Below are 20733 nucleotides of genomic sequence, written 5' to 3'. Positions count from 1 at the left end.
ATATTTAAAATTTCAGCATTGAAGAAATATCCGCAAGTTTACAGCCTTCGTTTAAGTCAGCAGCGCGCATCAGGAAATTGAGCTTGTCGATGCGCTCTCCGGAGCGGGGCGCCCCGTTTTTGATAAATCCGATCTGCAGACCGACCGCCAGATCCATGACGATATCCCCGATTACGCCTCCGCTTCGTCCGGACGGCGTGGCAAGCAGTCCGTGCTCCATGGCAAAGTCATATGTCTGGAGAGCTTCGGTGATCGTTCCGACCTGGTTGGGCTTTAAGATAAATCCGTCCAGTGCGTTCAGCTCATAGGCTCTTTTTAAGCGCTCCATGTTCGTGACGATGAAATCATCGCCCAGAAGATTGGTCCGGGTGATTGCCTCGTGGGCTTTCGGGTAGGAGTTCCAGTCTTCTTCGTCGAGAAGATCTTCGATGAAGACGAAATTGTACTTCTCTGTGAGGTGCTTTGCGTACTCGATCAGCTGTCTTGAATTGACGCGGCTGCCTTTGAGCAGATAGGTGTCGTTATGTCTGTCGTACATCTCGCTTGAAGCGCAGTCCAGGGCGAATGCGATCTTTCCTGAATATCCGCAGTTTTCGATTGCTTCGCTCATCAGATCCAGAATGACTTCGGGATCTTCGGACGGAGCAGCGTAGCCGTAGGATGGAGCTACTTCGGGTTTATGACCGAGATATTTTGTGAGAACTCTTTCGAGTTCCTGGAATGTATTGATTCCCATCTCTACAGCCTTTTCGATTGTACCTGCTCCGTAGGGCATGATGATGTATTCGTTAAAAGGCTGGGTGAGATCTGCATAGTGGCCGCCGTTTACAACATTAAAGCTGGGAACGGGGACAGTCTTTACAGGCCCTTTTGCGATATAGTTGTACAGAGGCATCCCCTCGCACTCGGCTGCGGCGCGGATGGCCGCGATGGAAGTAGAATAGATCGCATTTCCGCCGAGGTTTTTCTTTTCCGGTGTGCCGTCGAGTTCAATCATAATCTCGTCGATCGCTTTCTGATCGTGCACATCCTTTCCGATCAGCGCGGGGCCGATGATATTGTTTACATTGTCCACTGCCTTGTGAACGCTCATTCCGTGATATTCTTCCGGATTGCCGTCGCGCAGCACACATGACTCAAACATGCCGACAGAGGAGCCGGTGGGCGCGCAGCCTCTTCCGAGGAAGCCGTCTTCAGTAATGATGTCAACTTCCACCATGGGCCGGCACTTGCAGTCTACAAGCTGACGGGCATGTACTGATCTGATTGCTGAGTTCATTTGCTTTCCTCCTCTTCCGGCACGGCCGGGATATATAAAACATTAAAGTCACACAGATTTGTTCCGGTATTTCCCGTAAAGACAGCGTCTCCGATTTCAGAGAGTGCCTCGTAGCAGGAGTGGGTGCGCAGCGCATGATGGATGTCGATTCCTTTTCCGGCTGCTGCGTCGAAGCTTGTTGAGTCACAGATTCCTCCGGCTACCGGAGCGGTTCCGTCTGTTCCCTCAGAATCGATGGAGAGCATGCAGGCGCCTTTTGTCTTCTTTGCGGCAAGGGCAAAACTTAAAGTCAGCTCCTGCCCCGGGCCTCCATGGCCTTCGATGACGCTGTTGTCCAGAATCTGTGTTGTTGTCTCTCCGGAACTTAAAATAACGTAGGGCGGTTTGAAGGGATTGCCGTAGGCCTGTGATTCCCGGGCGATCGAAGCAAAGAAAGTTCCTGCATCCCGGCTCTCACCCTCGAGGAAAGATGAGAGGATCACAGCGTTGATTCCCATCTCTTCAGCGATTTCTTTTGCATAAATACAAGAGTCTGGCAATGTATTCAGGAGAAAATAGGTGTTATTTGGAAATGCCTTCGGAGTCTCCCCCTCCGGCCCTACGTTCATAAGGTAATCGACGACGTTTTTTGGCAGTCTGTCCGCAACATCGTAGTCGCGGATTACACGGCGCGCGTCTTCCAGAGTCGTCTTATCCGGTCCCATCGGCGTGCTCGCATATTTTTCGTAAGGAACGCCGATGTCTTTCGTCGCGGGAGTTCCCACCGCGTCACTGATTCCAAAGCCGATGAGCTCTGCGCCGACGGATTCAATTCTTTTAGCCAGCATTCCTCCGTTCATGGCTGAGATGTGCCGGCGGATCGCGTTGATTTCATAGATTCCCGCGCCGGATTTCAGCATGACATCGGTTGTCTTGATCTCGTCGTCCAGTGTAATGCCTTCGATCGGGCAGCTCATTAAAGCGGAGCTGCCGCCGCTGATAACGACGATGAAAAGATCGTCAGGGCCGGCGTGGTCTACCAGGTCGAGTATTTTGAGGCACGCTTCATATCCGGCCTGATTTGGAAGCGGATGTCCGCCTACATATACATCTGTATTGCGGAAATGATCGGTTTCTTCCGCGATTTTTACGATTGCGATTCCTTTTGTCAGCCTGTCTCCCAGGATTTCGTCCACAGCCATTGCCATATGATTGCATGCTTTTCCGGCTCCGAGCAGGTAGACATGTCTCTTTTTTGAGAGATCCCATGTTTTTGTTCCGATATGCAATATATCGCCATCGACATGCATAATGCTTTTGATTCGCTGGTAGGCATCCAGACGCTGAAGTGTACGGTTTGTAATATCAAGTACAATCTTTCTGGATTCAATGTCGCCGTGAGAGATCAGGGAATCGTAATTCTTGATTTTGTTCATTTGAAAGTCCCCCTTTCGTCTTAAAAGTATTAAATAAAACATTTAAAAAGCTTTGCGGGCTGAAAAATGTACTGAAACATACTCATAACTTAATTCAAAACTTCTGAAATGTCAATGCGAATACAAAAAATAAATAATAAATAGTAAAAAACAACAAAGGATTATAAAAATAATTGTGAAAATAAATGAAAATACAGATAACAATTAAAAAGTATTGACATATGCAATATATCGAGATAGCATAATTGTATTAAATAAAACATTGCGGGCGGGAAATGAAAAAAACTCAAAAACGAAAGGAAAAGGAAGGAGAACTATTATGGCACACAAAACAGAGTTTCTTTATTTATCGGAGAAAGACACAATTGAAGCAGGTGTTCTGGACGCCGCGAAATGTGTAGACAATGCGGAGGAAGTATTTACTTTATTAAGCAAGGGCGACTATCTGATGGGAGGAAGCAACCACAACAGCCATGGGCTTGGGCTTGTATTTCCGAAGGAGACGCCGTTCCCGAATATGCCGGTGGCGGGCCCGGACAGAAGATTTGTTGCAATGCCGGCATACCTCGGCGGAAGATTTGATGTGTGCGGAAACAAATGGTACGGCTCCAACGCAGAGAACCCGAAGAAAGGATTGCCGAGATCCGTGCTTACTGTTACATTAAATGACAAGGATACAGGAGAACCGCTCGCGTTTATGTCTGCAAACCTGTTAAGCGCGGCGAGAACAGGTGCTGTTCCTGGTGTGGCTGCGAGACATCTGGCGAGAAAAGACTCCGAAGTCATTACAGTTCTCGGATGCGGACAGATCAACCGCTCCTGCCTGCGTTCGATCCTGACACAGCTTCCGAATGTGAAAAAGATTCTTTGCTATGATATTTTTGAAGCGGCAGCGGAGAAGTTCCTTGCATGGGAGAAAGAGGAGCTGGGAATCGACGGCGAAGTTGAACTCGATCTGGAAAAGGCAGTGAGAGCAGCGGATGTGATTACTGTTGCAGCATCCCGCCTGAAACCTCTGTATGTCAAAGATGAGTGGATGAAAGCCGGGGTTACGATACTGATTACAGGACCGATGCAGACGGACGATTCTTTCTGGATGAGTACAAAGCTGATTTATGACAATGTAAGACTTCATGAAGCATATGTGCAGGACGCCATCGAATCCGGTGATAAGGCAGAGTATTACAAGGGCGTAATCGGAGGCCCGATCTATACGCTGATCGACGAAGGGAAAATGCCGGAACTGAAAGACTCCACAAGTATCGGCGACGTGATTCTCGGCGATAAACCGGGAAGAGAGAGCGACAGTGAGAGAGTGACTTTTGTAGCGTGCGGCATGGCTACATTTGATGTGGGACTCGGATATGATTTATATAAGACGGCTCTTGAAAAAGGCATCGGAACTAAACTTACATTATGGGATGATCCTTATCAGAAATAACTCGGAAAGGGGGTAAAGTAAAGTGTCATTATCTTTACTGTGCATGATTATATGCTTTCTGATCCTCATGGTCATCGGTCTTCCGATCGCATATAATCTTATGGTGACAACACTTGTCTATACTCTGATCGCAGGGTTCGACCCGATCCAGATGGCGATCAAAATGTACGGGGGAATGAACAGCTTCTCCTACCTGGCGGTTCCGTTCTTCGTTATGACCGGACAGCTGATGTTAAGAGGCGGACTGCTGGAACTGCTGATTAAATTTGTAAACGCGTGGTTTGGAAGATTCAAGGGCGCCATCGCCATCGTTACAATCGGCGCATCGCTCCTGATGGGATCAATCGTAGGTCTTGCGGTTGCGTCTGCAGCTTCCCTTGGAGCATTCCTTATCCCGATGATGAAAAAGGAAGGGTATTCTTCCCCGTTCTCGGCGGCGGTTATGTCGTCTGCGTCACTGCTGGGTCCGATCATGCCGCCCAGTGTGCTGATGATTCTGTACTGTACGGCGGTCGGAAACACTTCTATTACAGGTATTTTCATGGCAGCCGTGACACCGGCTATCCTGATTACTGTATTGCAGTGCCTTGTAGCACATCGTGTTGCCAAGAAGAGAGATTATCCGTCTTACGGAAAATCTACGCCGAAGGAAAAAATACGGGCTACCGGCCGCGCTGTCCCGGCGCTGCTGCTCCCGGTGATTATCCTGGGCGGCATTTTCAGCGGTGTGTTCTCTATCACTGAGGCGTCCGGAGCGGCGGTTATCTACAGCGCGATCATCGCGTTCGGTGTAAACCGCAGCGTGAAGCTTAAAGATATTCCGGATATGACGATCGAGGCGGCTTCCACAGCCGGACTCGTGCTGATCCTCGCCGGAGCGGGAACCGCGATGGCATGGGGAATTGCCAATGAACGAGTGATGGAAATGATCAGCGGCCCGTTCTCATCGATGCCGCAGTGGCTGTTCCTCCTCTGTGTAAACGTGCTGATGCTTATATGCGGTATGTTCATGGACGATTATGCCTCTACGGTTATCCTCGCTCCGATTATCGCTCCTATCGCATGGTCAATCGGCATCAATCCGCTGCATATCGGACTTGTATTCTGTGTAAACCTTGTAATCGGCCTGGCAACGCCGCCGTTTGGAATTACGCTGTTTGTTACCAGCCCGCTGGCCGGATGCAAACTGGAGGAGACGGTGCGGGAGGCTATACCGTTCTTGGTCGTGACGATCGGGGTGTTGCTTCTTGTGACATTCGTTCCCCAGGTTGGCCTGTGGCTGCCGAATATGATGGGATATACGAGTTAAACTTATATTTAGTTCAGTGAAGGGAGAAAATCTATGAAAAATAAAGGTATCAGAGTGCTTTTAGTGACGCTTCTTACGGCAGCGATGGCTGTAACGGCAGCAGGCTGCGGCATGAAAAGGACGAACAGCTCCTCGGGAGGGGCCTCGGGAGGAAGCGAAGAAGGAGAGCCTACAGGGCAGTATACGATCCGTATCGCGCTGGAAAACTCCGAAACATATCCGGCGACACGCGGACTTCAGGTTATGAAGAACTATGTTGAGACTCTTACAGACGGAAACGTGACGGTTAACATCTACGCAGGCGGACAGCTCGGCGGCGAGGAAGACACGCTGGAGCAGGTGGCGCAGGGCTCGATCGAGATGGCGGTGGCGTCTTTTGCTCCGGTCGTATCCTATGACCCGGAGTTTGAGGTAATGGATATCCCGTTTGTGTACAATACATATCAGGAGGCATGGATGGTGCTTGACAGCCATGTCGGAACCGATATGCTGGAGTCCTTAAGAGATTACGGAATGATCGGCCTTGCGTTTATGGAGAACGGTTTCCGCCAGATTACGACAAAGAACGCTCCGGTGGAGACAATGGCTGATCTAAAAGGCGTGAAGCTCCGTACAATGCAGAACAACAACCATATCGCGTTCTTCCAGGCGCTGGGCGCGAACCCGACTCCGGTATCCTTCTCAGAACTTTACATGGCTTTGAACCAGAACACGGTAGAAGCGCAGGAAAATCCGATCGCGAATGTAGTGGACAAGAGATACTATGAGGTACAGAACTACCTGTCGCTTACAAACCACATTTACGACGCGATGCCGCTCGTGTGCAACCTTGACTTCTTTGAAAGCCTTCCAGGCGCATATCAGGGAATTGTAAGAGCGGGAGCGATTCTTGGAATGGAGTACAGCCGTTTCTGCAACGCGGAGAGAGAAGATCTGATTCTGGAAGAACTTGTCGGATACGGCATGAAGATAAACGAGGTTAGCGACGAAGCGCGTCAGGAGATGGCAGATGTGGCACAGCCGGCAGCCATCGAATCTGTAGCCGCGGATATCGGACAGGACAAAGTTGACGAGTATCTTGCGGATGTGGAAGCCGTTTTGAGCGAGATCAGTGATTATTGATTGGAGAGGATAGAATATGATAGAAATAATGGACAAAATCGTTCGGGCTCTGTTTGCAGTGCTCAAAGCTGTTCTGACCGTTGTACTCGTGGGAATGGTTGTGATTCTGGCAGCTCATATTATATTCAGATTTGTGCTTAACAACTCTCTGACATGGTCGGAAGAGCTCCTTAAGATCCTGCTCGTATGGTTTGGACTTCTGAGTGTGTCTGTGCTGGCGGCGCGCCGCGAGCATGTGGCAATCGTGGTTTTCAAAGACCATATGCCGAAAAAGGTTTCAAATGTGCTGTCAAAGGTGACGCAGTTTATCACAGTGGTGATCTGCCTGGTGATTATCTACATCGGAGTGCAGTATATGCTGGAAGCGGGATTCCGTCCAACGCCGGCGCTTCGTATCCCGTATGGATATGCCTATGCGGCGATCCCGGTGGCCTTCTTCTTTATCACGATTTTTGAGTTCCGCAACCTTGTTGCAGACCTCACAGGCAAGGGAAATTATGCGGCAATAGAAAAACCGGAGGAGGATCTCACAGGAGGCAAAGAAGTAAAACTGGATTAATGACACCTGCAAAAATGCAGACAGTAAAATGAAAAGAAAATGCTGATCGGATCGCCGGAATGCAGGAATGTGTTCCGGCGATTTTGTAAAACCGGAGGAAAAAGAATGGGACTGGAAAGGGAAAAAGGAAACTATGTTTTTACAGACGCTCAGAATCACATGTGCTGTACACTCCCCGGAAAATGGCGGGTAAAAGAGTGCGGAACAAAGGAACTTCCCACAATGACAGAGGAGGAAATAAGAAAGGCGGTCGTACATCCGTCCTGCGGGAAACGGCTCTCTGACATTGTAAGGGAGAAGGAGGCGCATACGGTGTGCGTCCTGATATCCGACGCTACACGGGCTGTGCCGACGGCAAAGCTGGCAGGATATGTGATGGAAGAGTTGACAGAGGCGGGAATTGCGCTTTCAGATGTCACGTTTTTTGTGGCGATCGGAGTCCACCGCCCGGCGACGGAGGAAGAATTCCGGGAGATGCTCGGAGACCTGTACGGGAAGGTGAAGATCGAAAATCATACGCCTTTTGATGAGGATAATCTGATCATGCTTGGGACAACCACGCGCGGAACACCTGTGAAAGTAAACAAAAGAGCATATGCATGTGATCTTCATATTCAGATCGGAAAGGTGGAGCCACATGAGTTCGCGGGATTTTCCGGAGGGCGTAAGTCGGTGCTTCCCGGGATCTCGTCGGAAGAGACGATCATTACGAATCACAGGCCGGAGATGATTCTGGATCCGCGTTCCGCGATCGGGACGCTTGAGGGAAACCCTGTTCATGAGGACATGACAGAGTCGGCGGAAATGTTCGGCATTGATTTTGCGGTGAACTGTATCATTAACGGCGAGCTGAAACTCTCGGCTGTGTATGCGGGAGAGCTTAAGAAAAGCCACGAGACAGCGGTGGATTTTGTGCGGGAGAGACTGGGGGTACGGATAGAAAAAGCGGATGTCATCGTGACTGCGCCGGGATTCCCTCTGGATATTGATTTTTATCAGTCTGTAAAAGCACTGATCGCACTTACGGAAGTACTGGACGAATCGACGTCAGTGGTGCTTCGCTGCGGGTGCAGGGAAGGGGTGAACTCCCCGGATATGCTGAGAGCGTTCCGGGCGGGAGACGATCTGGAAACCGTGGTGAAGTATGCGGCAGAACATTATAAGATTCAGATGGACCATGTTCTTCTTCTGGCAAAGATACTGCGGAAAAAGGTGAAGATATACGTTGTATGCGACCATGTTCCGGATGAAGAGATAAGAGATATGTTTATGATTCCATGTGCCGGTCTTCAGGAGGCGGTAGAGCGGGCTGCGGCAGAGTCCGGAAAGGAAAGACCTGAGATTCTGTTCTATCCCCGTCCTCAGACAGGACTTCCGGTACTGGAAAAGAGACAGCCGCAGTGATTCGATGCGGCTGTCTCCCGTTAAAATCCGATTAAAGCCCGAGGTAAAACCCCTGTTTTAGGATGGACTCTGTTTTTTTGAGTGTCTCCTGAGAGCGTTCGAAATTGGCCTGCGTGATTGCCGCAATCAGGTAGTTCGTCAGACTCATGGGAGCAGAGTAAGTATTTTTATAGGAAAGACTGGTAATGTAGCAAGGCAGGATGATGTCGGCATATCCCTTTACTGCGGCATAATTCTGACTGGTGAAGAGGATGATTTTTATCCCTTCGTTTTTCAGCCAGGACAGGATTGTTGTGCTCAGCTTTGAGTAGCGGGGGAACATGTACGCAATGCATACATCTCCTGACTTTGCGCTTACGATCTCCTCGGGGTAAAGCATGCCGACTGACTGGATCAGACGCACGTTTTCGCGGATCTCACTTAAACGTGAAGCCATATAATAGGCGATCGAGAAAGAACTTCTCATTCCGAGTATATATACGTTCGGAGCGGACGAAATATCGGATACCGCTGTTTTGAGTGTGTCCTCATTCTGGAGGGCGAGAGTCTGCTGTATATTGTAAATGTCGTTCTGGAAAGAGTCGGACAGCATAGAGTTCCCGGAATAAAATGTCTGTGGAGTAAGGCGCTCCGGGAGACTGACTTTTGTCTGAATATTGTTCTGAATATCTTTTTGCATGGCGGTGTAGCCCGTGTACCCGAGCGCTCTGGAAAAACGGATAACCGTTGTCGTACTGACGTTTATTTTTCCGGCAAATTCTTCCAGAGTGCAGAAGGCGATTTCGTTTAGATTATCGGTCAGATAGTCGGCGATCCGTTTCTGCGAACGGGTGAATGTTTTGTATTTCTCGTTTATCACTTCTGAAAAATCAGGCATTTGCTATCCTCTACTTTCTACTGCCTTTTATACAAACTAACGAAAGGGTAACTGTTTTCATTCTAGCATTGTTAAAATGAGGTGTCAATCGCGTTAGGACAGCGTTAGGACAGTGCTTGTGTTCAGAGACAGCGCTTGCGTTAAGAGAGCGCTAGTAAATTCCACAAAAATGTAGATAATGCGGCTGAATTCTGGTATTATTTGATATAACAGCCCGGTTTATCAGACGGGCATACAGTGCGGCGGACGCGTGAACTGCGAGGAGTTCCCGTGTCGGCTTAACGGAAAGGGGGAGGCGTACAATGCCGCTGCCAAATCAGGAATTTGTACTGGAGAGGACGTCTGCAAAACAGAGAGTGTATGACACGGTGAAAGACTGGATTATTGAGGGGCAGTTTAAGCCAGGAGAAAAGATTCTCGACAACGAGATTGCAGATTATTTTAAAATCAGCAGAACACCGGTAAGGGAGGCTTTCCAGATGCTCGAGTCTCAGAAGCTGATCAAATCTTATCCGGGTAAGGCAACGATCGTTACCGAACTGGAGACAGATAATATAGAAGAACTGTATCTTCCGATGGCGATGCTGCAGCAGCTCGCGATCAGACTGGCGATTGAAAAGATTACGCCGGCTCATATACGCAGACTTAGAACATTAAGCGAAGCGTTTTCAGAGGCTGTGAAAGAACAGAGCCGGCCGATGCCGATCTTAAAGGCGGATAAAGAGTTTCACAGATGTATACTGGAAGTTGCGGAGAATGAGTATATCATGGATTTCTGCGATGTGCTCTGGATTCACATTCAGCGTCTGGAGTACAGCTTTTTCAGGGATACTCCGCTGGATGGCTCGATCCGGGAGCATGAGAGCATGATACAGGCGCTTCAGATGAAAGATGACTATTCGGCGTCCATTCTTGCAAAGGAACATTGGGATCGTACAGCTCTTCTGATCCGGGAGCTGAATCGGAAATCATAGGGTGAAAGTTGATTTTTGCCGGAAATAATAGTAAACTTTTCTACAGAAAGTAAACTTGCCGCCGTATCGGGCGGCGGAATGGAGATTGTCATGAAAAAAAGAGTTGTTGTCGCATTAGGGCACCGGGCCCTTGGAACTACACTGCCGGAACAGAAGGTTGCCGTGAGACACACTGCCAAATGTATCGCTGATCTGATCGAGGAGGGATATCAGGTGGCGATTACACACAGCAATGCGCCGCAGGTGGGGATGATCCACACGGCGATGAACGAATTCGCAAAAGCACACCCGGAATATACGGCGTGTCCGATGTCCGTGTGTTCGGCCATGAGCCAGGGATATATCGGATATGATCTTCAGAACGGGATCAGGGAAGAACTTCTGAACAGAGGAATTTACCGTACGGTCAGTACGGTGCTTACCCAGGTGATCGTAGATCCTTACGATGATGCGTTTTATACTCCGACCAAAGTGCTGGGGCGCTATATGAATGCGCAGGAGGCGAACGAAGAGCGTAAGAAAGGCAACTATGTGATCGAGGAAGCGGGAAAAGGATTCCGGCGTGTTGTGTCTGCTCCGAATCCGGTGAAAATCGTAGAGCTTGACGCGGTGAATGCGCTTCTTGACGCAGACCAGATCGTTGTGGCTGCGGGCGGCGGCGGAATCCCCGTTATGGAGCAGGACAATCATTTAAAAGGCGCCAGTGCGGTGATCGAGAAGGATCTTGCTGCCGGTAAACTTGCAGAAGGGATCAACGCGGACATGCTGATTATTCTGACAAATGTAGAACAGGTGTGCATTAACATGGGACAGGCGGACGAGCAGCCGCTCGGGGAGATTACAGTGGAACAGGCGAAGAAATACATGGAGGAAGGTCATTTCGGAATCTACAATATGTTCCCGAAATTCCGCGCTTCCGTGGAATTCATTGAACAGAGAGAAGGGCGCTGCGCATATATTACTTCTTTTGATAAAGTGAAAGATGCTCTGAAAGGAAAGACAGGTACTGTAATCCACCAGTGATGACAGGCAGAAGGTCTTCCGGAATCATGTTTAAATCGAATATAGAATAATGATCGGAAAAGGCCGGGGATATCCCGGTCTTTTTGTGCAAATTTATAATTGATTTTCAGGTATTTGTGGTGTAATATATGCATATACTTTATGTAGTTTTTAAAACTACATCTTGTCATATATCCGGGAGGTGCATGATTATGGATAAAAAGAGACATATTAAGGAACCCGGCAGCGCTATTACACATTTTATCGGAATGCTGATGGCGATCTTCGCAGCGGTCCCGCTTCTGATCAAGGCGGCACATGAACCGAGCAGAATCTACATTATTTCATTGACGATCTATGCGGCAAGCCTGATTTTATTATATGCGGCAAGTACGACGTATCACACATTTGACATATCAAAAAAAGTCAACACGATTTTGAAAAAGATTGACCACATGATGATCTCCGTACTGATTGCCGGGAGCTATACTCCGGTGTGCCTGATTGTGTTAAAGGGAAAAACGGGAATTATCCTGTTGTCTGTCGTGTGGGCCTTTGCCATCGTGGGAATCCTGATCAAAGCGTTTTGGGTATACTGCCCGAAGTGGGTTTCATCGGTTCTCTATATTGGTATGGGATGGACCTGTGTACTTGCGTTTACCCAGATCCTGAATAATATGTCCCCCGCGGCTTTCGGATGGCTCCTTGCAGGCGGTATTATCTACACGGCGGGCGGCGTCATCTATGCGCTGAAGCTGCCGATTTTTAACAGCCGGCATAAAAATTTCGGAAGCCACGAGATCTTTCATCTCTTCGTGATGGGAGGAAGCGCGTGTCACTTTGTCGTGATGTATGCATTCCTTCTTCCGTAAATGTATCAATGAAAAACGCTGCTGTCACTGCACTGATGAGAGTCACTGCAGTGACGTATCTTTGCTGTTCGGCTATTCCGGTGTCTCTGTGTCCGGGCCGAAGTTTTTCTCGATGAGCCGGCAGTATTCCATGTATGCGGGGATTCCCTCAAAATGATCTCTGAGCACGTCACGGATCCCCTTGTAGTACCAGGCAAGAGCGGACTTGCTCTGCATGCGGAATCTGCTCCAGAGCGCGTCTCCGTGCACCGGATAGTCCCGGTCGATATCGCGCATATTGGACAGCTTGTCCGCAAGACCAATCATCTGTACTTCCAGCGGGGCGGTTTTCAATCTTGAAATGGTGGAGCTCTTGCGTTCCATCCAGCTTAAGGATTTGTCCTCGCTCTCCTGCGCAACCATGTCGGCAACTCTGCCGCCGAAGCGGAGCTTGAGTACATCCCAGGTAATTCCGCTGCAGTCTTCAATCGTATCATGCAGCACAGCTGCACATATTACTTCTTCATCTTTTGTCATCGTCGACACGATATCCGCCACCTCGATTGGATGGACAATATAGGGTCGTCTTGTTCCTTTCCGGAACTGTCCCTCGTGTGCCTTTGCCGCAAATTCCATCGCGTCATCTACGATCATGTTAATTCCTCCGCAAGACTGAAAGCCGATTCCGCTCGTAAAGCCGGATCGATTTCGTGATTTATCGGTCAGTTGTCAAGTAAATTTTAACACAGGCTGATGCCGAGTACAATGCTTAGTGTGCAGCGGTGTTACTGAAACAGCGGTAAAACAGAAACAGCGATATCAGCTGCAAACAGGATGCACAGGCTGCTGTTGATCAGAATCCGCACTGCTTTCTGCCGCTTCATAAATATTTCTGACCAGCGCGGCGCGAGATAATAAAGGAACGCACATCCGAGCAGCCCGAAGGCTACAGAGCCGCCGGGATAGATCCGGCCGTTGAAATTCAGAAAATACTCACTGTAATCGCGAAGCGCAGAGTGAGTAATAAGTTCGTAAACCGAATTAAAGACATACTCCAGTACGGAATACAGCGCCGTACACAGAACGAAGACCTGTACCGGTTTTTTCAGAAACCTCCGCAGCAGGAGCAGAGCCAGTGTGCCGTATAATCCGTATATCGGAAGCCATGGGCCGAAGAGCACGGTATTTTTAAGCAGTGACCCGTCTCTCATCAAATGGATGGATGTCTCGAGAATCCAGCCGAGAAAAGAGAACGCAAAAAAGAGGAATATACAGGCGCCGGGAGCATATTTTCTGTCGGCTTTCAGCGGAGGGCGCACAGCTTTCTCCGGCGGCTGTACCGAGAAGAGAAATACCGGATACTGTTCCGGCGCAAAATACGAGATTTTTGTATACGGTCCCTGTGAATCGTCATAGAGCGCCTTGCTGATCAGCAGTTCGTCCTCTGATGGTACGTGCTCCAGGAAGGAGTCGCTTAAATGCTCGTAGCGGGATGAGCGGGAAAGAACGTAATTTCTGCGCAGAATAGCGTAGAGCTCCGCTGTAACGCCGCTGATATACGGATTCACATAAAGAAAATCAAGCAGGCCGAGCGTAAGCAGGGAGAGAGCCCTCCATCCGATAAAGGAAAGGTCGAGGAGGAAATATCTCCATTTGTTGTGCTGCATGAGCTGGCGGGACAGAAAGAAAGCGTCTTTCCGGTCGATTTTCGGGTTTTCCGCCAGGATAAAAGGAATCAGAATATATTCATAGTGCTTGATGATACCGCCGACAATCGTCAGGTTCCACAGCATCTGAAAAACAGAGCGGCAGAACATGATCCATGCAGGATTGATAATACAGCGGAGACGATAGAGAAAGAAGACTTTCGATATGGTTGTCTGCCTGTAGTTGCGGTTTTCAAGAAAATACCTCTTTTCTCCTATGATCAGAAGATTGCTCACGAATATCTGATACAGGACTGCAAGAATCAGCCCGGCCAGAGGGAAGAAAACAGTGAGTGAAAAACTTTCTGTCAGAAATGCGTTCGCGGCTCTCAGCGAGGAAAAAAAGACAGAGAAATTTGTTGAATACAGGTCCACAAGCAGGGAGGTGATATCAAAGGCACCGCTCTGGAGCAGGCGGATCATGGGCGTATGCTCCAGAAAATGCCGGATTGTCTCTTCGATGACCTCGGAATTCGGAATTCCGGTAGAAAATGCCGCATCCGTATAATGCGGATGTGCAGAAAACTGCAGGTTTAAAAACGTAGTGGAGACAGCATAGGCTGTGGTCAGCATGGCGGTCAGAAAGCAGACGGCGATCATACGCCAGTAACTGCGCTTTAAAAGCCCGCGGGTGTTCTTTTTCAGTGCTTTTCTCTTCCACATATCGTTTCTCCTGCTGAATCAGTATGATGTGATTTATTATAGTTTATCGAAGGTGGATTTGCAAGCTTCCGGTGAACCGCCTCAGTTTACCGGATAAGTCATCTTAAGTTCCCGGATGAAGCGCTTCGTGCTCCCGGCGCAGTTCCTGAAAACAGTCGGGAGCGGTCCATGTGCTGTTGGTCGGTGTCAGAACTGCTTTATATGGGAATGGACCCGCACCGGACTTCCGGAGTGCCGCAAGAGCCTGGTTCAGTCTGTTCTCACTTAAGAAACAGAAGACAAACATCGTGTCAGGCAGTTCGGGGCCGCTGTATTTCTCTTTGGCGGGCTCCACATCCGGAACACCGGCGAGATATCCGAGCGGATGGCTGTAATCCTCAGGGCTGATCCGCTTTAATCTGACGTGAAGCGGGAAGAGCGCCATCTCGATTTTTAAGAGCTGTTCTTTTTCGGGTGCATGGAAGAGCAGTATTGTTTCTTTCATAGTCGGTCAATCTCCTGAATTTAAAAATATGTATTCTTATTGTAATGCATGGGCGCGCAAAATGGAAGGGCAAAGCATACAATATAAAAAGGATGATCCCGTGCCGAGAAGCGCGCATATGCTGAGAAGAAAGGGGAGAGGCGGAGTGAGAGTCTGTGAACTGAAAAGCAGGGAAGTGATCAATATATGCAGCGGAAGACGTCTCGGGTGTATCGTTGATGTGGAGATCAACGTGTGCAGCGGGGAAGTGGAGGCCGTCATTATTCCGGGACCCGGAAAGATATGCGGATTCCTCGGGACAGACTGCGAGTATGTCATTCCGTTCGCGTGCATACGGAAAATCGGGCCGGACCTTGTAATTGTTGAGATTCAGGAAGAAAAGTTTTTGCAAAAGTATTAGCGATTGTGTATAATGTACAAAGATCATACAGAACCGACTCAGATTGCGGAGAAAGGCGGAAAATCATTATGAAATGTCCATATTGCGGAAACCCGGATACAAGAGTCATCGATTCCCGGCCGGCGGAGGATAACAGTTCCATTCGCAGGCGGCGTTCCTGTGACGAGTGCGGGAGAAGGTTCACTACATATGAGAAGGTGGAGACGATCCCGGTGATTGTTATAAAGAAGGACAACAACCGGGAGCAGTACAAGCGCTCAAAGATCGAGAAGGGCGTGCTGAGCGCGTGCTACAAAAGACCTGTTCCCGCGGAGGAGATCCAGAGGACGATCGATGCGATAGAGCTGGAGATATTCAACAGGGAGGAGAAGGAGATTCCGAGCAGCGAGATCGGGGAGATTGTTATGGACAAGTTAAAAGAGCTTGACCCGGTGGCATACGTGAGGTTCGCTTCTGTGTACAGAGAGTTTAAGGATGCGAACACATTTATGGACGAGCTGAAGAAATTCCTTCAATAATAATATGCGGACGTACAGGATTACGGTTGCATACGACGGCACCCGCTATCAGGGCTGGCAGCGGCAGAGGAATACGGAGCAGACGATACAGGGAATACTGGAGAAGACTGTGTCCGGGTGCCTCGGGTATGCTGTGGAGGTAAATGGTTCCGGCAGAACGGACGCGGGAGTACACGCATCAGGACAGGTGGCGAGCATTGTGCTTTCGGGACTTCAGGAGGACGGATTTTTCACAGAGAAAATAAACGGACTCCTGCCCGGAGATATCCGGATTTTAAGAGAAGAGCTGGTTAAAAACGGATTTCACGCGCGGAAAAGCGCTGTCGGAAAAGTATATGAATACCATATTGATACGGGGGAGCGGCCGGATGTGTTCCGGAGGCGGTACTGCTGTCACCTTCCGGGAGAACTTGACCTGGATGCGATGAGAAAAGCAGCGTCGTATCTTAAGGGAACGCATGAGTTTGCGGCATATACAGATAAAAAGGATGAAAAGTCCACAAAGCGGACGATTTATGATATAATAGTCAGCGGACAGGGCAGCAGGGTGACGCTTCGGTACGAGGGGACAGGCTTTCTGTACCATATGGTGCGGATACTGACCGGTACTCTGCTCGAGGCGGGGAGGTATGAACGCACCCCGGAGAGCGCGGCGGACGCCCTTGCGGCAAAGGACCGGAGACAGGCCGGTTTTCTCGCTCCGGCGGGAGGGCTGTTTCTGAGAGAAGTGCGTTATGAGTGAGGAAGAGTGACAGGTAGATAATTTATCTGTCTCTTCTTTTGCAAGGCAGAACGCGGAAACTGCATACGCCGCAGAACGGCGCAAAAAGGAGGTATGCATGAAGCTGATATCATGGAATGTAAACGGAATCCGGGCATGTGTGCAGAAAGGATTCGTTGATTTCTTTCAACAGGCAGACGCCGATATTTTCTGTATCCAGGAGACAAAAATGCAGGAGGGGCAGCTTTCCCTCAATTTGCCCGGATATTTCCAGTACTGGAATTATGCGGTGAAAAAAGGATACTCGGGAACCGCGGTATTTACAAAGAAAGAACCGCTCTCGGTTTCGTACGGAATCGGAATCGAGGAGCATGACCAGGAGGGACGTGTAATTACGTGCGAGTTTGACGACTTTTATTTTGTCACAGTGTACACGCCGAATTCCCAGAATGAACTGGCAAGACTTGACTACCGGATGAGATGGGAAGATGATTTCCGGGCGTATTTAAAAGGCCTGGAGAAGACAAAACCTGTGATTGTCACGGGAGATATGAACGTGGCTCACAGGGAGATTGACCTGAAAAACCCGAAGACGAACCGGAGAAACGCCGGATTTACGGATGAAGAGCGCCAGAAATTTACAGAGCTTCTGGATGCGGGCTTCATCGACACGTTCCGGTATTTTTATCCGGATCAGGAGGGAATCTATTCGTGGTGGTCCTACCGGTTCAGCGCCAGGGCGAAGAACGCAGGGTGGCGTATTGACTATTTCTGCGTGTCGGAAAGTCTCAAGGACAGGCTTGAGGATGCCAGGATCCTGACGGATGTCATGGGATCGGATCACTGCCCGGTGGAGCTTGATCTAAAGGCGTAGCGGGGCAGAAGAACAGAAACTGCATGAGGTTTCTGTCAGATTATATCAGAGGAGGATGATGTAAAATGACAAAGATAGATATTATTTCCGGCTTTCTCGGAGCCGGGAAGACGACACTGATCAAGAAGCTGCTCTCTGAGGCGTTTCAGGGAGAGCAGGTTGTTCTGATTGAAAACGAGTTCGGGGAGATCGGTATTGACGGCGGTTTCCTTAAGGATTCCGGTATTGAGATCAGAGAGATGAACTCCGGGTGTATCTGCTGTTCCCTTGTGGGCGATTTTGGAAAATCGTTAAGAGAAGTGGTGGATACCTATCATCCGGACAGAATCCTGATCGAGCCTTCAGGTGTCGGAAAACTTTCGGATGTGATCCGCGCGGTGCAGGATGTGCAGGACGAGATCGATGCAGCGCTCAACAGTTTCACAACCGTTGTGGATGTGACAAAGTGCAGAATCTACAGGAAGAATTTCGGCGAGTTTTTCAGTAATCAGATTGAGTACGCGGGTGCCGTTATCTTAAGCCGGACGGACAAGGCGAAACCGGAGAAGGTGGAGGAGAGCGTGGCGCTTTTAAGAGAGCTGAACGCGAAGGCTCCTTTTATCACGACGCCGATCGCAAAGCTTTCCGGCGAAAAGATACTGGAGACGATGGAGTCCTCCAAGTCGCTGGAAGAAGAGCTGCTTGATGAGATCGCGCATGAAGATCATCATCACCACGATCATGAGCATGATCACGACCACCATCACCACGATGATGAGCATGAGTGCTGCCACGGTCACGATCATCACCATCATCATGATCATGAGGGCCACCACCACGCGGACGATGTCTTCACAAGCTGGGGACGCGAGACGATTCACACGTATACAAAAGAGCAGATCAATGACATCCTTGCCAAACTGGAGGCAGATGAATCATACGGAAACGTGCTCCGCGCGAAAGGCATGGTTGCGGGCGCTGACGGCGAGTGGATCTACTTTGACATGGTTCCGGAGGAGCATGAAGTGCGCACAGGTGAGCCGGAGTACACGGGCCGCATCTGCGTGATCGGAGCGGAGCTTAAGGAAGACAGGCTTGCGGAACTGTTCGGCCTGGATAAATAATCTGCACCAGGATGGGAGAGTGTAAAAATGAATGAACCAAGTGTGATGGTCTATCTCATGACCGGATTTCTGGACAGCGGAAAGACACAGTTTCTGACGTTCACACTGAAACAGGACTATTTTCAGATTGATGGAAAGACCCTTCTTATCCTCTGCGAAGAAGGGGAGGAAGAGTACGATCCGGCCGAGATGCTCAAATACGGCGTTGTCATTGAAACCGTGGAGGATCAGGAAGAGCTGACCGAAGCGTGGCTTGAAGAAATGGAGAAGAAGCACCGTCCGGAACGTGTTGTGGTAGAGTATAACGGCATGTGGAAGGTAAGTGACTTTGAGAATTTAAAGCTGCCTGCGGGATGGGGCATTGAGCAGAAGATTACTACAGTGGACGCAAGTACGTTCCAGATGTATCTGACGAACTTAAAACCGCTGTTTGTGGAGATGGTAAGAGGCGCTGATATGGTGCTCTTTAACCGCTGCACCGATATCAAGCCTCTGGCGGGATACAGAAGAAGCGTAAAGGTCGTAAGTCCTCAGGCAGAAGTGATCTTTGAGGATGAGGAAGGCGAGATCGAGAACATTTTCGAGGACGAGGTTCCCTATGATCTGAAGGCGCCGGTGATCGAGATCGCGAAAGAAGATTACGGCATCTGGTATGTGGATATGATGGAGAATCCGGACCGGTATAAGGGAAAAGTCGTGGAGTTTACCGCGAAAGTGCTTAAACCGAGATCGTTTCCGTCGAAGGTGTTCCTTCCGGGGCGGATGGCGATGACATGCTGCGCGGACGATACATCATTTCTGGGGTATGTATGTCGGAGCGCATACGCTCCGAAACTGAAAGCCGGACAGTGGGTGAAAGTAAGGGCAAAGGTGAGATTTGCCAATCTGTCGGTGTACCAGGGGGAAGGCCCTGTGCTGGAAGCGGAAAATATTGACATGGCCGAACCGATCGATGAGCTCGTATACTTTAACTGATTCATCGGCGATGTGAAAGAATACATGGACCGGCGGGCAGCCGGAGGAGGTACAGAATGGAAAAGAAATACGATGTGATCGCACTCGGAGAGCTGCTGATCGACTTTACGATGAACGGTCAGAGCGAACAGGGAAACAATATGTTTGAGGCATGCCCGGGCGGGGCTCCCTGCAACGTGCTGGCGCTTCTCAACAAGATGGGAAAAAAGACGGCTTTTCTCGGTAAGGTCGGAAAAGACCAGTTCGGGACGCTTCTCAGAAACACAATTACGGAAGCGGGAATTGACGCTTCTCATCTCCTGGCGGACGGGGAAGTGAATACGACGCTTGCCTTTGTACACACATTTCCGGACGGGGACAGAGAGTTCTCCTTCTACCGGAATCCGGGAGCGGATATGATGCTTACGGAGGACGAGGTGGATCCGGATTTTATCGGGCAGTCGAAGATCTTTCATTTCGGAACCCTCTCCATGACGCACGACGGCGTGAGAGCGGCGACGAAAAAAGCGCTGAAAGCCGCAAAGGAGAAGGACTGCCTGATCTCCTTTGATCCGAATCTGCGCCCGCCGCTGTGGTCCTCTCTTGATCTGGCGAAAGAGCAGATGGAATACGGTTTTTCTGTCTGCGATATTCTCAAGATCGCAGACAATGAGATTCAGTTCATCTCAGGGAAAGAGGACTATGACGAGGGAATCGTGTACCTTCAGGAGAAGTTCCATATCCCGATGATCAATCTGACAATGGGGAAAAACGGAAGCCGTTCCTATTATAAAGGAATGAGAGTGGAGCGCCCCGGATTTTCCGTGAACGCCATCGAGACGACCGGAGCGGGAGACACCTTCTGCGGAAGCGTGCTCAACTATGTGCTGGAGCATGACTTTGACAACATGACTGAGGAGCAGGTGGGGGAGATGCTGACCTTCGCGAATGCGGCGGCGGCACTTGTGACAACAAAGAAAGGCGCGATTAAATCCATGCCGGAGAGAGAAGAAGTGCTGGAGCTGATGAAGTAAAAAATGACAGAGTGATTTCCGTATAGGTTTCCGCGAGAGGGCG

Annotated in this window: 21 protein-coding genes; 15 read left to right on the top strand and 6 right to left on the bottom strand. The window is 49.5% G+C overall.

What is annotated here, in order from left to right:
- Window positions 1-4: 4 nt before the first annotated feature.
- Together eno and LKD70_RS08115 are read right to left on the bottom strand one after the other, a co-directional pair.
- A complete protein-coding gene (gene eno, locus LKD70_RS08120; RefSeq protein WP_227707528.1) occupies window positions 5-1279 on the bottom strand; it encodes a phosphopyruvate hydratase in 1275 nt (424 codons plus the stop codon).
- Window positions 1276-2694 (bottom strand): glycerate kinase type-2 family protein, encoded by a 1419-nt coding sequence (locus LKD70_RS08115; RefSeq protein WP_227707527.1) that lies wholly within the window; start codon window positions 2692-2694, stop codon window positions 1276-1278. Before LKD70_RS08115 ends, eno begins: the two co-directional genes overlap by 4 nt.
- A gap of 319 nt (window positions 2695-3013) precedes the next feature.
- Between LKD70_RS08115 and LKD70_RS08110 the strand changes: the two genes are divergently transcribed.
- From LKD70_RS08110 to LKD70_RS08090, 5 genes are all read left to right on the top strand, one after another.
- Window positions 3014-4135 carry a tyramine oxidase subunit B gene (locus LKD70_RS08110; RefSeq protein ID WP_227707526.1) on the top strand — a complete coding sequence of 374 codons (1122 nt, stop codon included), beginning with the start codon at window positions 3014-3016 and terminating at the stop codon, window positions 4133-4135.
- A 22-nt stretch (window positions 4136-4157) separates the two neighbouring features.
- Window positions 4158-5444 (top strand): TRAP transporter large permease, encoded by a 1287-nt coding sequence (locus tag LKD70_RS08105; protein WP_227707525.1) that lies wholly within the window; start codon window positions 4158-4160, stop codon window positions 5442-5444.
- A gap of 33 nt (window positions 5445-5477) precedes the next feature.
- Window positions 5478-6566, top strand: coding sequence for a DctP family TRAP transporter solute-binding subunit (locus LKD70_RS08100; protein ID WP_227707524.1), 1089 nt, complete (start codon window positions 5478-5480; stop codon window positions 6564-6566).
- Window positions 6567-6582: 16 nt separating this feature from the next.
- Window positions 6583-7125 (top strand): TRAP transporter small permease, encoded by a 543-nt coding sequence (locus LKD70_RS08095; RefSeq protein WP_227707523.1) that lies wholly within the window; start codon window positions 6583-6585, stop codon window positions 7123-7125.
- A 105-nt stretch (window positions 7126-7230) separates the two neighbouring features.
- A complete protein-coding gene (locus LKD70_RS08090) occupies window positions 7231-8529 on the top strand; it encodes a lactate racemase domain-containing protein (RefSeq protein ID WP_227707522.1) in 1299 nt (432 codons plus the stop codon).
- A 31-nt stretch (window positions 8530-8560) separates the two neighbouring features.
- Here LKD70_RS08090 and LKD70_RS08085 read toward each other — a convergent pair whose 3' ends face one another.
- The gene (locus LKD70_RS08085; protein ID WP_227707521.1) at window positions 8561-9406 is read right to left on the bottom strand and encodes a MurR/RpiR family transcriptional regulator; all 846 of its coding nucleotides are present in this window, start codon (window positions 9404-9406) and stop codon (window positions 8561-8563) included.
- A 302-nt stretch (window positions 9407-9708) separates the two neighbouring features.
- On the opposite strand from LKD70_RS08085, the gene LKD70_RS08080 reads away from it, so the two are divergent.
- The 3 genes from LKD70_RS08080 (at window position 9709) to trhA (ending at window position 12254) form a co-directional block, all read left to right on the top strand.
- Window positions 9709-10380, top strand: a complete 672-nt coding sequence (locus tag LKD70_RS08080) for a GntR family transcriptional regulator (protein ID WP_227707520.1) — start codon at window positions 9709-9711, stop codon at window positions 10378-10380.
- Window positions 10381-10470: 90 nt separating this feature from the next.
- The gene (arcC, locus tag LKD70_RS08075; RefSeq protein ID WP_227707519.1) at window positions 10471-11403 is read left to right on the top strand and encodes a carbamate kinase; all 933 of its coding nucleotides are present in this window, start codon (window positions 10471-10473) and stop codon (window positions 11401-11403) included.
- A gap of 191 nt (window positions 11404-11594) precedes the next feature.
- Window positions 11595-12254 (top strand): PAQR family membrane homeostasis protein TrhA, encoded by a 660-nt coding sequence (trhA, locus tag LKD70_RS08070; protein ID WP_227707518.1) that lies wholly within the window; start codon window positions 11595-11597, stop codon window positions 12252-12254.
- A gap of 72 nt (window positions 12255-12326) precedes the next feature.
- Here the strand turns inward: trhA and LKD70_RS08065 are convergent, their stop codons facing one another.
- From LKD70_RS08065 to LKD70_RS08055, 3 genes are all read right to left on the bottom strand, one after another.
- Window positions 12327-12887 carry an HD domain-containing protein gene (locus LKD70_RS08065; protein WP_265104779.1) on the bottom strand — a complete coding sequence of 187 codons (561 nt, stop codon included), beginning with the start codon at window positions 12885-12887 and terminating at the stop codon, window positions 12327-12329.
- 131 nt (window positions 12888-13018) lie between these two features.
- A complete protein-coding gene (locus LKD70_RS08060; RefSeq protein ID WP_227707517.1) occupies window positions 13019-14602 on the bottom strand; it encodes a DUF975 family protein in 1584 nt (527 codons plus the stop codon).
- Window positions 14603-14705: 103 nt separating this feature from the next.
- Window positions 14706-15086 carry a DUF3783 domain-containing protein gene (locus tag LKD70_RS08055; RefSeq protein ID WP_227707516.1) on the bottom strand — a complete coding sequence of 127 codons (381 nt, stop codon included), beginning with the start codon at window positions 15084-15086 and terminating at the stop codon, window positions 14706-14708.
- A 118-nt stretch (window positions 15087-15204) separates the two neighbouring features.
- Here LKD70_RS08055 and LKD70_RS08050 point away from each other — a divergent pair, with 118 nt between their 5' ends.
- The 7 genes from LKD70_RS08050 (at window position 15205) to LKD70_RS08020 (ending at window position 20690) form a co-directional block, all read left to right on the top strand.
- Window positions 15205-15486: a YlmC/YmxH family sporulation protein gene (locus LKD70_RS08050; RefSeq protein WP_265104778.1), complete on the top strand. Its 282-nt coding sequence runs from the start codon at window positions 15205-15207 to the stop codon at window positions 15484-15486.
- 68 nt (window positions 15487-15554) lie between these two features.
- On the top strand, window positions 15555-16004 hold the full coding sequence (gene nrdR, locus LKD70_RS08045; protein ID WP_227707515.1) for a transcriptional regulator NrdR: 450 nt from the start codon (window positions 15555-15557) through the stop codon (window positions 16002-16004).
- Window positions 16005-16008: 4 nt separating this feature from the next.
- Entirely contained in the window at window positions 16009-16746 is a 738-nt protein-coding gene (truA, locus tag LKD70_RS08040) for a tRNA pseudouridine(38-40) synthase TruA (protein ID WP_227707514.1), read from the top strand.
- 97 nt (window positions 16747-16843) lie between these two features.
- Entirely contained in the window at window positions 16844-17599 is a 756-nt protein-coding gene (locus LKD70_RS08035; RefSeq protein ID WP_227707513.1) for an exodeoxyribonuclease III, read from the top strand.
- Between the two features lie 65 nt (window positions 17600-17664).
- The gene (locus tag LKD70_RS08030; protein ID WP_227707512.1) at window positions 17665-18702 is read left to right on the top strand and encodes a CobW family GTP-binding protein; all 1038 of its coding nucleotides are present in this window, start codon (window positions 17665-17667) and stop codon (window positions 18700-18702) included.
- A 27-nt stretch (window positions 18703-18729) separates the two neighbouring features.
- Window positions 18730-19677: a TIGR03943 family putative permease subunit gene (locus tag LKD70_RS08025; protein ID WP_227707511.1), complete on the top strand. Its 948-nt coding sequence runs from the start codon at window positions 18730-18732 to the stop codon at window positions 19675-19677.
- Between the two features lie 56 nt (window positions 19678-19733).
- Window positions 19734-20690 carry a PfkB family carbohydrate kinase gene (locus LKD70_RS08020; RefSeq protein ID WP_227707510.1) on the top strand — a complete coding sequence of 319 codons (957 nt, stop codon included), beginning with the start codon at window positions 19734-19736 and terminating at the stop codon, window positions 20688-20690.
- Window positions 20691-20733: the final 43 nt, after the last annotated feature.

Source organism: Ruminococcus turbiniformis, assembly GCF_020687545.1.
In the GTDB taxonomy this organism is placed as follows: Bacteria; Bacillota; Clostridia; order Lachnospirales; family Lachnospiraceae; genus Mediterraneibacter; species Mediterraneibacter turbiniformis.
Note: the sequence above shows the minus strand (reverse complement) of the source record. Positions and strands in the feature narration are given on the sequence as shown.

What these genes read in the sequence shown, in the direction of transcription:
- eno (WP_227707528.1), bottom strand. Translation starts at nt 1,279, where the DNA reads ATGAACTCAGCAATCAGATCAGTACATGCCCGTCAGCTTGTAGACTGC.
- LKD70_RS08115 (WP_227707527.1), bottom strand. Translation starts at nt 2,694, where the DNA reads ATGAACAAAATCAAGAATTACGATTCCCTGATCTCTCACGGCGACATT.
- LKD70_RS08110 (WP_227707526.1), top strand. Translation starts at nt 3,014, where the DNA reads ATGGCACACAAAACAGAGTTTCTTTATTTATCGGAGAAAGACACAATT.
- LKD70_RS08100 (WP_227707524.1), top strand. Translation starts at nt 5,478, where the DNA reads ATGAAAAATAAAGGTATCAGAGTGCTTTTAGTGACGCTTCTTACGGCA.
- LKD70_RS08095 (WP_227707523.1), top strand. Translation starts at nt 6,583, where the DNA reads ATGATAGAAATAATGGACAAAATCGTTCGGGCTCTGTTTGCAGTGCTC.
- LKD70_RS08090 (WP_227707522.1), top strand. Translation starts at nt 7,231, where the DNA reads ATGGGACTGGAAAGGGAAAAAGGAAACTATGTTTTTACAGACGCTCAG.
- LKD70_RS08085 (WP_227707521.1), bottom strand. Translation starts at nt 9,406, where the DNA reads ATGCCTGATTTTTCAGAAGTGATAAACGAGAAATACAAAACATTCACC.
- LKD70_RS08080 (WP_227707520.1), top strand. Translation starts at nt 9,709, where the DNA reads ATGCCGCTGCCAAATCAGGAATTTGTACTGGAGAGGACGTCTGCAAAA.
- arcC (WP_227707519.1), top strand. Translation starts at nt 10,471, where the DNA reads ATGAAAAAAAGAGTTGTTGTCGCATTAGGGCACCGGGCCCTTGGAACT.
- trhA (WP_227707518.1), top strand. Translation starts at nt 11,595, where the DNA reads ATGGATAAAAAGAGACATATTAAGGAACCCGGCAGCGCTATTACACAT.
- LKD70_RS08065 (WP_265104779.1), bottom strand. Translation starts at nt 12,887, where the DNA reads ATGATCGTAGATGACGCGATGGAATTTGCGGCAAAGGCACACGAGGGA.
- LKD70_RS08060 (WP_227707517.1), bottom strand. Translation starts at nt 14,602, where the DNA reads ATGTGGAAGAGAAAAGCACTGAAAAAGAACACCCGCGGGCTTTTAAAG.
- LKD70_RS08055 (WP_227707516.1), bottom strand. Translation starts at nt 15,086, where the DNA reads ATGAAAGAAACAATACTGCTCTTCCATGCACCCGAAAAAGAACAGCTC.
- LKD70_RS08050 (WP_265104778.1), top strand. Translation starts at nt 15,205, where the DNA reads ATGCTGAGAAGAAAGGGGAGAGGCGGAGTGAGAGTCTGTGAACTGAAA.
- nrdR (WP_227707515.1), top strand. Translation starts at nt 15,555, where the DNA reads ATGAAATGTCCATATTGCGGAAACCCGGATACAAGAGTCATCGATTCC.
- truA (WP_227707514.1), top strand. Translation starts at nt 16,009, where the DNA reads ATGCGGACGTACAGGATTACGGTTGCATACGACGGCACCCGCTATCAG.
- LKD70_RS08035 (WP_227707513.1), top strand. Translation starts at nt 16,844, where the DNA reads ATGAAGCTGATATCATGGAATGTAAACGGAATCCGGGCATGTGTGCAG.
- LKD70_RS08030 (WP_227707512.1), top strand. Translation starts at nt 17,665, where the DNA reads ATGACAAAGATAGATATTATTTCCGGCTTTCTCGGAGCCGGGAAGACG.
- LKD70_RS08025 (WP_227707511.1), top strand. Translation starts at nt 18,730, where the DNA reads ATGAATGAACCAAGTGTGATGGTCTATCTCATGACCGGATTTCTGGAC.
- LKD70_RS08020 (WP_227707510.1), top strand. Translation starts at nt 19,734, where the DNA reads ATGGAAAAGAAATACGATGTGATCGCACTCGGAGAGCTGCTGATCGAC.